At 54.8% G+C, this 12939-nt stretch carries 12 protein-coding genes; 3 read left to right on the top strand and 9 right to left on the bottom strand.

What is annotated here, in order from left to right; genetic code table 11:
• Nucleotides 1-5 precede the first annotated feature (5 nt).
• The 6 genes from OQ371_RS13155 to OQ371_RS13130 all read right to left on the bottom strand — a co-directional run bounded on the left by OQ371_RS13155 (nt 6) and on the right by OQ371_RS13130 (nt 7625).
• On the bottom strand, nt 6-458 hold the full coding sequence (locus OQ371_RS13155) for a DinB family protein (RefSeq protein ID WP_265994232.1): 453 nt from the start codon (nt 456-458) through the stop codon (nt 6-8).
• A 63-nt stretch (nt 459-521) separates the two neighbouring features.
• A complete protein-coding gene (locus tag OQ371_RS13150) occupies nt 522-3518 on the bottom strand; it encodes a serine hydrolase domain-containing protein (RefSeq protein WP_265994231.1) in 2997 nt (998 codons plus the stop codon).
• A gap of 45 nt (nt 3519-3563) precedes the next feature.
• Nucleotides 3564-4724, bottom strand: coding sequence for a trans-sulfuration enzyme family protein (locus OQ371_RS13145; RefSeq protein ID WP_265994230.1), 1161 nt, complete (start codon nt 4722-4724; stop codon nt 3564-3566).
• 93 nt (nt 4725-4817) lie between these two features.
• On the bottom strand, nt 4818-6131 hold the full coding sequence (locus tag OQ371_RS13140) for an APC family permease (RefSeq protein ID WP_265994229.1): 1314 nt from the start codon (nt 6129-6131) through the stop codon (nt 4818-4820).
• A gap of 11 nt (nt 6132-6142) precedes the next feature.
• On the bottom strand, nt 6143-6313 hold the full coding sequence (locus OQ371_RS13135) for a hypothetical protein (RefSeq protein ID WP_265994228.1): 171 nt from the start codon (nt 6311-6313) through the stop codon (nt 6143-6145).
• Between the two features lie 76 nt (nt 6314-6389).
• Nucleotides 6390-7625, bottom strand: coding sequence for a spore maturation protein (locus tag OQ371_RS13130; RefSeq protein ID WP_265994227.1), 1236 nt, complete (start codon nt 7623-7625; stop codon nt 6390-6392).
• Between the two features lie 174 nt (nt 7626-7799).
• Here OQ371_RS13130 and OQ371_RS13125 point away from each other — a divergent pair, with 174 nt between their 5' ends.
• On the top strand, nt 7800-8465 hold the full coding sequence (locus OQ371_RS13125) for a M15 family metallopeptidase (RefSeq protein ID WP_265994226.1): 666 nt from the start codon (nt 7800-7802) through the stop codon (nt 8463-8465).
• Between the two features lie 10 nt (nt 8466-8475).
• Here the strand turns inward: OQ371_RS13125 and OQ371_RS13120 are convergent, their stop codons facing one another.
• Nucleotides 8476-9006 (bottom strand): 3'-5' exonuclease, encoded by a 531-nt coding sequence (locus tag OQ371_RS13120; protein WP_265994225.1) that lies wholly within the window; start codon nt 9004-9006, stop codon nt 8476-8478.
• 118 nt (nt 9007-9124) lie between these two features.
• Here OQ371_RS13120 and OQ371_RS13115 point away from each other — a divergent pair, with 118 nt between their 5' ends.
• Nucleotides 9125-10036: a metallophosphoesterase family protein gene (locus OQ371_RS13115; RefSeq protein ID WP_265994224.1), complete on the top strand. Its 912-nt coding sequence runs from the start codon at nt 9125-9127 to the stop codon at nt 10034-10036.
• Nucleotides 10037-10048: 12 nt separating this feature from the next.
• On the opposite strand, the gene OQ371_RS13110 is transcribed toward OQ371_RS13115, so the two are convergent.
• Nucleotides 10049-10627, bottom strand: coding sequence for a porin family protein (locus tag OQ371_RS13110; protein ID WP_265994223.1), 579 nt, complete (start codon nt 10625-10627; stop codon nt 10049-10051).
• A 247-nt stretch (nt 10628-10874) separates the two neighbouring features.
• A complete protein-coding gene (locus tag OQ371_RS13105; RefSeq protein WP_265994222.1) occupies nt 10875-11432 on the bottom strand; it encodes a YqgE/AlgH family protein in 558 nt (185 codons plus the stop codon).
• Between the two features lie 209 nt (nt 11433-11641).
• Between OQ371_RS13105 and OQ371_RS13100 the strand changes: the two genes are divergently transcribed.
• Nucleotides 11642-12931, top strand: a complete 1290-nt coding sequence (locus tag OQ371_RS13100) for a DUF5690 family protein (RefSeq protein WP_265994221.1) — start codon at nt 11642-11644, stop codon at nt 12929-12931.
• Nucleotides 12932-12939: the final 8 nt, after the last annotated feature.

Raw genomic sequence — 12939 nt, 5'->3', positions numbered from 1 at the left:
CGTTTTCAGGCCCGCGCCCAGAAAATAAAATCCGTCATGGGTACCTCGGTCAACTGCGGCCGGAGTAACTGAATGATCTGGCCCCGGTGGTAAGCCGCGTGATGGCTCAACTGGGTCAGAATATCAAGCACCGAACTGCTGAAAGGCAGGCCCGACGAGGTTTTATACGTAATGATGCGGTTCAGACTTTCCTCGGGTTCGGCTTCCAGAAAGGTTTTTAATCCACGAACATTCCGGTCGGAGGTTTCGCCCATCCAGGCAATCGGAATGTCTTCCCAAACAGCCACATAACTAACCTCGCCCGTCAGCCGCGACAGCCAGACCTGCTGCGCCGACAGAACATGGCCCATCACTTTGACGGCACGCTCGGGCGGACTTTCAACCTGTTCCAGCGCATCAATGACGGCCCGGTTGGCCCATTGCTCATAGTCGAGCAAACGAATGAGATGATTTTTCATGGCACTCAAATTAACTGCCCATACTCCGTACTCAATGATTTCCTTCGCCCGCCGAAAAACGGTTTAGGGCGTTGCCAGAATGCTGGCCAGGTTGGAGTTCGGCCCCCGTCGGATGGCTTCGTACAAAGCGTCGGCAACGTTTGTCCGGATGCCCAGCGTAATGAGCTTGGTGTGCGTGCGGCTCGGATAAACCCGGTTCGACATAAAGACGTACGAGGTGTTGTACTGCGGGTCAACCCAGATAAAAGTTCCGGTGAACCCCGAGTGTCCGAAGCTCTGCGGACTGGCAAATTTGGGCGCGTTCCCCGAATATTTAAAGCTTGGTTTATCGAAGCCGATACCGCGCCGATTGCCTTTTTCCGGAAACTGGTACCGCGTGAACTCCGTTACCGTCTGCGGGCTAATAAACTGTTTACCACCGTAATAACCTTTTTGCAGGTACATCTGCACCAGTTTCATCAGGTCGTTGGAGGACCCAAACAGACCGGCGTGCCCCGACACCCCGCCGAGCATGGCCGCCCCTTCGTCGTGCACCCGGCCCCAGACCAGCGACTTGCGGAAAACCGAGTCGTACTCCGTTGGCATGATGCGCGGCAGCGGGTAAAACCGCATCGGATTGAAGGTCAGTGTAGTAGCGCCCAGCGGTTCGTAGATGTTCTGTTTCAGGTAATCTTCAAACTTCTGATCGGTCATCTCTTCCACGATTTGCGGATAGAGAATAAACGACAGGTCGCTGTAAACGTAATCTTTCTTGGCGCTCACCGGCGAGTCCCGAATCGTCTCGAAGATGGTTCTCCGGTATCTGCGGTGCATAAAAAGCTTGTCCGTAATCTCCACTTTGTACGGGCCGCGTTTTTCGTCGTTGAACGTTTTATCCTTCCAGGTTCCGTCGGGGTTGCGCGCGTCCATCCAGAATGCAATCGACGCCTTTAAACCGGCCTGGTGCGTCAGTACGTCGCGCCAGATCAGGTTGGCTTTATTCGATTCTTTAAAATCCGGCAGGTAGGCGGCCATCGTTGCGTCCAGGTTAAACTTGCCTTCGTCGACCAGCCGCATCAGGGCCAGCGTCGACGTGCTGACTTTGGTAACGGATGCCAGGTCAAACAGGTCGTCTTCTTTCGTCGGTGTGAGCCCTTCGTAGGTGTGGGTTCCGTACGCTTTCTGGAAAATCACCTTGCCATCTTTGGCCATCTGCACCACACCGCCCGGCGTCGCCTTCTGGGTAATGGCCACCTGCATCAGCGAATCAATTTTCGCCGTCAGGAAATATGAGTCCACGCCCACTTCTTCTGGGATCGTGTATTTCAACCGGCCAATCGATGAGGTGGGAATACCGTCGTTGAGTTTGTACCGCTCGTTGACCGTCACCGGCAGTTTCCCCTTCGCCGGAATGGCGCCAAAGATCAGTTGGGCGGCCAGTTCCTCCGTGAATTGAGTCAACTGGTACGCCATGATGAGGCCGCGCGCCTGTTCCAGCCCCTCCAGTTTTGCCAGGGCGTACGGGTTGCCAAACACCGAAACGACGGCTTTCCCGGTTTCGCACAATTCCCGCAGGACCGCGACGGTTTTAGGCGTAACACCGTATTGCACCGCCGGCCGGATGTTGCTCAGGTGCACGCCCACGAGCAGCACGTCATAGTCCTTTAGTTCTTTGCGGATGCGTTCCAGGGTGGTATCAGCCGTGGTCGCTGTGATGTTGAACTGCTTGACGGCCGTGTAATTAGCGAGCATTTTCTGGAAATAGGTTTCCTGCGAAGCATCCAGCGAAACCGATGCAATTTTTTTGGTACTCAGGTTCAGCAGCGGAATCAGCGGTTCGCCCGATTCCTCCTTGTCATTTTTCAAAATCGTCAGCGCTTCTTCGCTCAGCAACCGGTTGATCAGGTTGGATTCGGGCTCGTTCAGCTCCCGGACCAGGTTCATCAGGTTAACGGGTTTGTACCGATCCAGCCCCGCCCAGGCTTTGGCCGCCAGCACTTTGCGGCAACGGGCGTCGATGTCGGCCTGCGAAAGCCGTCCATCGGCCACGGCCTGCTTCACCTCGGCAATGGCCCGTGGAATGTCGAGCGTGTATTCCAGAATGTCCATCCCGGCTTCCAGCCCCATGCGGTCGGCAATACCCGAGGGGTAATACTTGGTGACGCCCTTCATGTTCATCGCGTCGGAATACACCAGTCCGCCGAAGCCCAGTTCATTTTTGAGTAAGTCCGTAACGACTTTGCGCGAAAGCGTACTCGGCAGGTTGGGCGTTGCATCCAGCGCCGGAATATTCAGGTGGGCAATCATGACGCCCGCAGCGCCGGCGTCGATCAGCTTCCGGAACGGATACAGTTCCAGTTCCTCCAGTTGCGGCCGGTTTTTGGTAATCAGTGGCAGGTCGTAGTGCGAATCCGTACCCGTATCGCCGTGACCGGGAAAGTGTTTCAGGGAGGTAAGTAACCCGTTGTCCTGCATCCCTTTCATGTACGCCAGCGCCTTGTTGGCAACGGCTTCCTTGTCTTCGCCGAACGAGCGGAAGTTGATAACGGGGTTATTCGGGTTGTTGTTGACATCGGCCACCGGAGCAAAATTGATGTGAATACCCATCCGGCGGCACTGGCGGGCCACGGCGGCCCCCATTTTATAGATCAGGTCATCGCGCCCCTGAATGGCGCCCAGCGTCATCTGGTACGGAAACCGCACGGTGCTGTCCAGCCGCATGCCCAGCCCCCACTCGCCGTCAATGGCAACCAGCATGGGTACTTTCGCCACGGTTTGCAGCCGGTTGATCAGCCGGGCCTGCCGAATCGGACCGCCCTGAAAAAACACAATTCCGCCGATCTGGTAGGTCTGCACCAGCGTCATCAACGAATCTTCGTAGCCTTTGCTCCGGTTTGAAAACCCCGCGACCATGATCAACTGGGCAATCCGCTGATCGGGCGTCATGGCGTTAAAAACCGAATCGACCCAGCGCGGATTCGCCTTCAGAAACGACGGAACGCTTTGGGAATGAGCCGTGTTGAGGGAAAACAAAAGACTGAAGGCGCAGGCCAGAAAACGCAAACGGACAGAAAAACGCATGGGCAACAAATTCAATGGTTACGCAAAAATAACAAAATCGGAGGGCTAAATGTGCTCAAAAGCCTGTTCCAAATCCGCAATTAGTACATTCGGTTCTTCCAAACCAATGTAAAGCCGGATCAGATTGAACCCCGTATCGCCGGGCTGGGCGGTACCGTCGGCATAGCCGGAACTGGCCGGAAACGCCAGCGATTCGTGTCCACCCCAGGAAACGCCCAGCAAAAACCGTTTCAACGAATTGGCGAATTTATCGACCACCTCGATCCGGTCGGTTTCGAGCGAAATGGTCAGCAAACCGCCACAGCCGGACATTTGCCGTTTGGCGAGTTCGAGCTGCGGATTCGTTTTCGAATACGGGAAATATACGCGCCGAACCTTCGGATGGTTTTCGAGGTAGGCCACGACTTCGGCGGCAGTCCGGGCCGAACGCTCAAGCCGGAGCGGCAGGGTGCGCAGCCCGCGGATCAGAAGCCAGGCATTCATGGGCGAGATGATGCCGCCCAGCGTCATGTATTCGGAATAAAAAATTTTGCGCATCATTTCCTTCGTGCCGCAGATCACACCCGCCACCACATCGCTGTGCCCGCCGATGTACTTGGAGGCCGAATACAGCACCAGGTCGATGCCCAGTTCAACGGGTTTCTGGTACAGAGCCGTCGAGTAACTGTTGTCGATCATCGTCACAATTCCGCGCTCCTTTGCTATTTTGGCCACAGCCGCCAGGTCCTGCAACTCAAACGTAAACGTGTTGGGCGATTCGAGAAAAATAACTTTGGTGTTGGGCTGGATGGCGTTCTCAAACTGGCTGACCTCCGTGCCGTCCACAAACGTCGTCGTGACGCCGAACCGGGGCAGAAAATTCTGCATCAGCTTGGTGGTCCAGCTATACGGTTTGGCTACCGAAACGATGTGGTCACCCTGGTTGACGTTGGCAATCACCGCCGTGGCAATGGCCGCACTACCGCTCGCCAGCACGAGGGCGTCTTCGGCCCCCTCAAGAGCCGCCAGTTTCTTCCGCAGGATTTCAACCGTCGGGTTGTTGCCCCGCGTGTAGATGGGCAATTCGAATTCGTGGGGAAACATCCGGCGCATTGTTTCGACGTCCGGAAACATGAAATTGCTGGTCTGAATAATGGGCGGGGCAACGGCATTGAAATACTGATTGTGCTCCTCGCCGAGTTCGTTGAGAATGTACGAAATATCCACTGGTAACTGACGGAACTGATTCGGACGGCACGCCGTCGCGGTTTGACATTTGACAATAAGCGGGATCCGAAACGGATAAATGCGATTCTGGACCTAAAAAACCTTCTTGAGCAGCCAGTACAGGGGCGCTCCACTGAAAAACAGCCCCCAGCCGATGGCCGCCGGAACCGGGTCACTGACAATTACGTTGACCGAAACCGCCAGCAGAAACAGGATGAAAACCAGCGGAATCCACGGATACCACCGGATTTTGTAACCCCTATGGGGATCGTTGCCCCGGACCCGGTGCCGAAATACAAAAATCGACGCGGCCGCACTGGCCAGCGCCAGGCTGTCAATCGACATGACGTAATTGACGATTTTCTCGAACGTACCGAGCACCAGCAACGACGCCAGCACCACGACCGTAATGAAAATAAGCGTAAACTCCTGCACCTGCGTCCGCTCGTTGACCTTCTTGAAAATGGGCGGCAGCACCCCGTCGTCGGCCATCGCGTACAACACCCGCGGCAGCGACAGCAAGGTTGCGTTGATGTAGCCCAGTACCGAAATAAAAATGGCGAGGGAAACAAAAGTAAAACCCCAATTGCCAAACAAAGACCGCGCCAGATCGGCGGCAATAAGTTTGGAACCGGCCAATCCGGCAAAACCCAGCTGATGGTAATAGGCGTAGTTGATGCAAAGGTACAGGCCAATGACGATGGCCATCCCGATCAGGATGCCGCGCGGGGTGTTGCGCACCGGATCTTTGATGTCTGCGCCGAAATTGAGGGTCTGCTGATAACCGCCGTAGGTGTAAAAAACCGCAATCAGGCTAACGGCAAAAGCGGAAAAGGTATTCAGCGTCGTCGGCGGTACGTCGAGCGCGGACGCTGACGGTTCGAGTTCGGGCGGTAAGACAACACCCAGACAGAGCAGGGCCATCAGGACGATTTTCAGGCTGCTGAGCACGTTTTGCAGCCGGGCGCTGGACTTGATGCCGAGGTAATTGATGGCAAAAAAGAAAAGAACCGTCGCAATCACGGTTCCCTGTATACCGGCGCTGGTTTGAAGCGCTACGGGCAGCAGCGGATTGATGTATTCGGCCCCGATCAGGGCGACTCCGGCCAGGCCCGCGCCGTAGGTCAGCACGATAACCCAGTTGAGCATAAACGCAAAAACCGGGTGGAAAGCCGTGGAGATGAGCTTGTAAAAACCGCCGGGAAAGTGATACCGGGCTCCAATTTCGGCGTAGGTCAGGGCTCCGCATAAACTCACGAACCCACCGGCCACCCAGGCGGCAAAGAATACCGTTGCTGACCCCGCCGATTGGGCCACGATGGCGGGAGTCCGGAAAATGCCCACGCCAATGACCAGGCTAACGACAATCATTGCAACATCGAACGTGGTCAGTTTGGGCTGGATCATCGGCGTACGTTTTATTTTTTCCGGTTTTTAGCGGCCTGCGCCTTCTCGCGCTGCTCCTTTTCGTAGGCTTCGCGGTGGCGTTTCTCGGCCGACAGATTGCGGTACAGGCCATTCAGGACGTAGACATCGTCTACTTCGTCGATGAGCCGGTGCAGTTGTTCACGTATCTGGTCAATGTTCATGATAAATCAAATATATGCTTGTGGCAAGCCTAAAGGATTGCCTGTTGATAACCCGGAATTTTAATTCAGGGTTTACTCAGTGAAAAAAGAAGTAGCCCAGCGCGATTCCGGCCAAAACGCCGGCGGCATCGGCGATCAAACCGGCAATGATCGCGTAACGGGTTTTCTTGATTCCGACGGAACCGAAATACAGGGCAACGATGTAAAACGTGGTGTCGGCAGCCCCCTGAAAGATGCAGGATAAACGACCTACGAACGAATCGGGCCCAAATTCTTTCATGGCGTCGATCATCAACGCCCGCGACGCGCTGCCGCTCAGGGGCCGCATCAGGGCGACCGGCAGGGCATCGGTAAAGTCGGTATTGACGCCCATTAAACCAATAACGTACTTCATCCCGTCAACCACATACGCCATCGCGCCGGAATTGCGCAGCGCGCTGATGGCAACCAGCATCCCGACCAGGTACGGAATGATCCGGACGGATGTTTCAAAACCGCCTTTCGCTCCCTCAATAAACGTATCAAAAATATCGACCTTCTTCCGCATCGCGCCGAGCAGAAACGCCACGATGATGACAAACAGCGTGACATTGCCCACCACTTTCGACACCTGTTCGATTTCTTCTTTCGGCAGCGACGACAGGTACCACAACGCCAAGACCAGAAAAGCCGTGATGCCCCCCAGCCAGCCCATTACCAAGCCGTTGAAGAGATTGATGCGTTGTTTCAGGGCCACAATGAACATGCTGAAAACCGTGGCGACGTAGGTTCCGATCAGGCACGGAATGAAAATGTCCGACGGATCTTTTGCCCCCAGGATGGCCCGTTGCGCCATGATGCCGAGCGGTATGATGGTCAGCCCCGAGGTGTGCAGCACCAGGAACATAATCTGGGCATTGGAAGCCGTGTCCTTCTGGGGATTCAATTCCTGCAAACTCTGCATGGCTTTCAGGCCAAAGGGCGTGGCCGCGTTGTCCAGCCCGAGCATGTTGGCCGAAAAATTCATGATCATCTGCCCGTTGGCCGGGTGATCTTTCGGTACTTCCGGAAACAGCTTGTTGAAAAACGGCCCGATGATGCGCGCCAGGAAGTTGATGGCTCCGGCTTTTTCGCCAATGTTGAGCAGACCCAGAAAGAAGGTCATCACCCCCGCCAGCGGCAGGGCAATATCCATGACGGCCACTTTGGAGGAATCAAACAAGCCTTCAACAATGGTCTTGAAAATTTCGGTATCGCCCAGAAAAATCAGCTTAAAAAGCGCAATCAGAAAGGCAATCAGGAAGAAAGCTACCCAGATGTAGTTAAGGGCCATGTTACGGGGAAACGCGTTATGCGTAGCAAAATAGCGGGTTTTTCGTTATTTAGCAACGAATCAGACCACTCTCCGCTCAACTCTACTCCATCTCCGCTTAACTCCGCGAGATAACAAACGAGTTATGTCGCGAAGCGGAGCGGAGAATTTTAGCGTTTAGCAGAGATTTATACAATGAGATATACCATTTTATCACTTTTACTAATTCCGCAACTTCTCTTCGCGCAGGGGAAGCTGGAACAGGCCATGATTCGGCAGGGACTGGTGGATATTCAGCAGGTTGACCCGACGATTCGGGTGGACCTGAAGTACTCGACGACCGATAATTTCATCGGCAAGGACGTGTACGGCGACCTGACACGGGCCTATCTGCAACCAATGGCCGCCCGGAAACTGGCCACCGCCAGCAAACTGCTCCGGCAAAAGCACCCGGACCTGCGGCTCCTGGTGTACGACGCCACCCGCCCGCGCTCGGCCCAGTGGGATTTGTGGCACACGCTGAAACACCTGCCCGTCAACGAGCGCGGCAAATACGTGTCTAACCCCCGCAACGGGTCGGTGCATAACTTCGGTTGCGCCGTTGACCTGACCCTGGCCACCAAAGCCGGAAAACCGCTCGACATGGGCACCCAGTTCGACTACTTCGGCGAACTGGCGTATCCGATAAAAGAAGATCAGTTACTAAAGCATGGAAAGCTAACGCAAAAACAGGTCGACAACCGGCGGTTGCTGCGTTCGGTGATGAAGCAAGCCGGTTTCGCCCCGTTATCGGCCGAATGGTGGCATTTTAATGCGCTTTCGCGGGCCGAGGCCAAAAAGCAGTACAAGATTGTGGAATAACTGATGAAACTTAAACAGCTACCTTCCGGGCCTTGATCAAGCCGTGAATATCATTCATCAGCAACCGTTCAAAAAGCTGCACCGTAGCGGCCGCATCGCCGTGGGCGCGGTGGCGGTTGTTGAGCGGTATTTCCAGCGAACGACACAGTTTGCCCAGGCTGTAGGAAGGCAGACCGGGGAAAATCCGGCGGCTGAGTTGCACGGTGCAGAGCCGGTGCCGCTCAAAGGGCAGCCCCACCCAGGCAAATTCTTTCTTGAGAAAACCGTAGTCAAACGGAGCGTTGTGGGCCACAAAAACCGCTCCCTCCGTCACCCGGTCGATTTCATGGGCAATATCGGCAAAATCGGGCGCGTCCTGCACCATTTCGTCCGTAATGCCGGTCATGCGGGCAATAAATGGCGGAATCGGACAGCGGGGATTCAACAGCGAGTGAAAGCTATCGACCACCTCGACACCGTCGTACCGAAAAACGGCTACCTCTGTCAGACGGGTTGGTCCGCCGACTCCCCCCGTCGTTTCTACGTCAACAATTGAAAACATCGTTTTGCAAGATACATTTTTTTCCTGTTCGGTAAGATTTTCGGTGAGGATTCCGCATCAATAAGGTTATGGTTCTTACAGGAAAACCGTTTGTCCGGTGCCTAAATCAAAAACAACCATGAATCGTCGTGAAGCCTTATCATCACTCGGCCTGCTCACCGCCGGTCTGCCGACCACCCCGCTGACGGAAAGCTACCAGCGCAAACGCGTCCTGCGCGTGGCGCACCTGACGGACGTCCACATGATGCCGCGCCCGAAAGCCGAAGCCGCCCTGGCGACCTGCCTGCACCAGCTTCAGTCGATGAAAGACCGTCCGGCGTTTATTCTGAACGGTGGCGACGCCATCATGGACGCACTTTCGCGGAATAAAACTACCGTTCGGCGGCAGTGGAAAGTCTGGAACCGGATTATGGAGCAGGAAAACGGCTTGCCCATTCACCATTGCATTGGTAACCACGATGTTTGGGGCTACAATGGTTCTAAAAAAGACCCGCTGTACGGCAAGGCATGGGTTGTGGATCAGCTCGAACTTTCAAACCGTTACTACAGCTTCGACCACAGCGGCTGGCATTTTGTGGTGCTCGACAGCACGCAGCCAACACCCGAAGGAGGCTGGTACACGGCCCGGCTGGACGAGCCACAACGCGACTGGCTGGAAAACGATCTGCGGAAAACCGATTTAAAGAAACCGGTGCTTATCCTTTCGCACATTCCGATTTTGTCGGCTTCGGTGCTATACAACCGGAAGGTGCAGACAAACGGTCGGCGGGAAATTTCGAGCGGCCTGCTGCACACCGACTCGTCGGACCTGATCCGGCTGTTTCACAAACGCCCGAATGTGAAGGTTTGCCTGAGCGGCCATACGCACCTGCTCGACCGGGTTGATTACAACGGCGTTACGTACCTCAACAACGGGGCACTCAGTGGCGACTGGTGGGACAATTCAACCTACCACCACACCCACGCCGGTTACGCCCTGATCGACCTGTTTAACGACGGCTGGGTGGAACGGACGTACGTGAATTGTTAAACCGCTTTTCGCTTACTTCTTTTTGTAGAAATTATAAACAATTGAAACCTGGAACGTCCGGTTGCGGTATTCGACAATCGGGTTGGAAGAAACGTTGTTTAATCCGTAAATGTAGCGCAGGTGCAGGCTGAATTTCTCGGCCATGTCCAGGAAGTCGTAATGCGCACCGATGGCAATGCCGGTATCCTGTTTTTTACCCGGCCCGTTGGTTGTGTTAAGCGCGTAGCTGAATTCCGGACCCGCCTGAAGCACAAGCCCTTCCGTGGGAACCCAACCCAGCATTACGGGCAGACTGATGTAGTTGTAATTATTCCGGATGACCTGCTCAGTTGGAGCGGTCCGTTTGAAAGAACCCCCTTTTATCGACAGCAACAATTCGGGTTGGGCCACGAAACGGTGATACCGCAAACGGTAAATTCCGCCCAGGTGAAACGCAGTTCTGTACCGGGAAATATAGGGGGTGACGCCCTCCTGCGCGGTTATGGATGAACTAGCCCCGGCTTTTAGACCAAACACGCCCTGAAGCTGAGCAAACGAGGAAAACGAAGCGAACGAAAACGCGACCAGTAGTAATAATCTGACTTTCAACATACCGTTTTGGGTAAAACAACCGACCGGTTTGCCAGCACGCTCGCAAACCGACAGACAAATAACGGGAGAATTTAGGTTATCTTACGGCTGTCGGCCGAAGTTTCGGGGTATTTTCACAAAAATTAAGAGATTGGACGAGAGCGAATAGACAAGAGACAAAAGTTTGTGATTCGCGGGTATTCAGACTCTTCCCTCGCCTGGCTCATTTCTCCCGTTTACCATCTCGCTTCTCCTGGCTGAACAAAAATCAATTCAACCGCGGATCGACCGGGTAATGCGACAGCACACGGTATTGGCCGCCCATCTGCCGCAGGATTCCCCGCCAGAACTGATCGGAAGGAGTATCAAGAATAAAGTCGGCGTCGGCCTGCGTCACGATCCAAGCGTTTTGCGCCATTTCGTTTTCCAGTTGCCCGCCCGACCAGCCGGAATAGCCCACAAAAAACCGTATGTCGTTTTCCTTTACGGCCCCGGCGTTGATGAGTTGCCGCAGCTGCTCGAAGTTGCCGCTCCAATAAAGGCCGTTTGGCAGCGGGATGGATTCTTCCAGCGCCGGACCCAGCCGGTGAATATAGTGCAGCGTATTCTGCTCAACCGGCCCCCCGACGTACAGGGGATAATCGTGGTACATTTCTTCGGTCAGCACGTCGTTCAGTTTTACCTGGGCGATCTGGTTCAGCACCAGCCCGAACGTCCCTTCTTCGTTGTAATCGCACACGAGTACGACACTCCGTTCAAAATTAGGATCGCCCAGAAACGGCTCCGCGATCAACAAACAGCCATTGGTGATAGTGTGCGTACTCATATCCATTGGATTCAGGTTGTTAGAAACGTGAATGTAAATAATATAGACGAACGATGGGGCAACTTCCGTACATACCGGGCGTATTTCCGTAACACAATCTTAATACCAGAAATTAGCCAGTGCCGGGTAGTGTTTGGAAATTTGATTTTTAGGGGCCCTTGCGCAGGGTATTTCGCAAATCTGTGTAATTTGTGCCTAAACCGATACGAATGCCCAACAAATCTATCTTACGAAACCCCATCCTCTTCGTTCTGTTCGGCGCGGTGGCGGCATTTTGCACCTATGCCTGCATGTACGCATTCCGCAAAGGCATTACAGCCGTGATTTTCGAGGGCATGAGTTACGCCGGAATCAACTACAAAATCTGGCTCATCACGGCTCAGGTACTCGGCTATGCCGTCTCCAAACGAATTGGCGTCAAGGTTGTTTCAGAGATGAAACCGAGTCAACGGGCACTGTACGTCCTGCTGTTCATCGGGCTTTCCGAACTAGCCCTGCTCGGCTTTGCCCTGGTCCCTCCCCCCTACAACATCGTCTTTCTGTTCCTGAATGGCCTGCCGCTGGGCATGGTGTACGGAATCATGCTGGGCTTTCTGGAAGGTCGGCGGCAAACCGACGCGCTGGTGGCGGGCCTGACGGCTTCGTTTATTTTTGCGTCGGGGTTCGTTAAAACCGTGGCGCTGACCATGCGGAGCGCCTGGGAAATCTCGGAATTCTGGCTTCCGTTCGTTACGGGACTGCTATTCGTTGTGCCGCTGCTCGGATCGGTCTGGATGCTGACGCTGCTCCCCCCGCCTTCGGCCGAAGACCGGGCGCTACGCACCGAGCGCTCCCCGATGAACCATACGGAACGGCGGCAATTCCTGCAAACGTTTTCGATGGGCCTCACCACGCTCATTGTCTCCTACGTGCTGCTTTCGGCCTTCCGCGACTTCCGCGATAACTTCGCACCCGAAATTCTCTCGGCGGTCGGGATTTCCAACCCGGCGGTTTTCACCCAGACGGAAACGACCGTCGCGGTCGGGATTTTGGTGGTGATGGGGGCGTTGCAACTGGTGAAAGATAACTTTCTGGCGTTTCGGCTGATCAACATCGTCATGCTGCTGGCGGCCGTCCTGATCGGGGTTAGCACCTGGCTTTTCCAGCGGGGCATGTTGGCGCCGGGTGCCTGGTTTACGCTGGTGGGCCTGGGGCTCTATGGTGCATATGTTCCCTGCAACGGCTTGTATTTCGAGCGGCTCGTGGCGTCGTTCCGGTACGTCAGCACGGTCGGGTTTATCGTGACGCTGGCCGATTATTACGGGTACATGGGCAGCGTGGCCGTAACGCTCTACAAAAACTTCGGCCAGCCCAACATCAGTTTTCTCGACTTTTTCGTGTACTCGGCGTACGTGGTTGCCGTGGTCTACGGGTTGCTGGTGATTGTCTCCTTCAGCTATTTTCAGCGGAAATACCGGGAAACCGTTTCGCAGCGGGTAGCCGAGGAAATCAGACTGTAGCCGTTTTT

This window comes from Larkinella insperata, assembly GCF_026248825.1.
In the GTDB taxonomy this organism is placed as follows: Bacteria; Bacteroidota; Bacteroidia; order Cytophagales; family Spirosomataceae; genus Larkinella; species Larkinella insperata.
The sequence above is the reverse complement of the archived record's forward strand: the minus strand, read 5'-3'. Positions and strand labels throughout refer to the sequence as shown.

Excerpts from the sequence above, each read along its gene's own strand:
- OQ371_RS13155 (WP_265994232.1), bottom strand. The coding sequence starts at position 458 with ATGAAAAATCATCTCATTCGTTTGCTCGACTATGAGCAATGGGCCAAC.
- OQ371_RS13150 (WP_265994231.1), bottom strand. The coding sequence starts at position 3,518 with ATGCGTTTTTCTGTCCGTTTGCGTTTTCTGGCCTGCGCCTTCAGTCTT.
- OQ371_RS13140 (WP_265994229.1), bottom strand. The coding sequence starts at position 6,131 with ATGATCCAGCCCAAACTGACCACGTTCGATGTTGCAATGATTGTCGTT.
- OQ371_RS13135 (WP_265994228.1), bottom strand. The coding sequence starts at position 6,313 with ATGAACATTGACCAGATACGTGAACAACTGCACCGGCTCATCGACGAA.
- OQ371_RS13130 (WP_265994227.1), bottom strand. The coding sequence starts at position 7,625 with ATGGCCCTTAACTACATCTGGGTAGCTTTCTTCCTGATTGCCTTTCTG.
- OQ371_RS13125 (WP_265994226.1), top strand. The coding sequence starts at position 7,800 with ATGAGATATACCATTTTATCACTTTTACTAATTCCGCAACTTCTCTTC.
- OQ371_RS13120 (WP_265994225.1), bottom strand. The coding sequence starts at position 9,006 with ATGTTTTCAATTGTTGACGTAGAAACGACGGGGGGAGTCGGCGGACCA.
- OQ371_RS13115 (WP_265994224.1), top strand. The coding sequence starts at position 9,125 with ATGAATCGTCGTGAAGCCTTATCATCACTCGGCCTGCTCACCGCCGGT.
- OQ371_RS13110 (WP_265994223.1), bottom strand. The coding sequence starts at position 10,627 with ATGTTGAAAGTCAGATTATTACTACTGGTCGCGTTTTCGTTCGCTTCG.
- OQ371_RS13105 (WP_265994222.1), bottom strand. The coding sequence starts at position 11,432 with ATGAGTACGCACACTATCACCAATGGCTGTTTGTTGATCGCGGAGCCG.
- OQ371_RS13100 (WP_265994221.1), top strand. The coding sequence starts at position 11,642 with ATGCCCAACAAATCTATCTTACGAAACCCCATCCTCTTCGTTCTGTTC.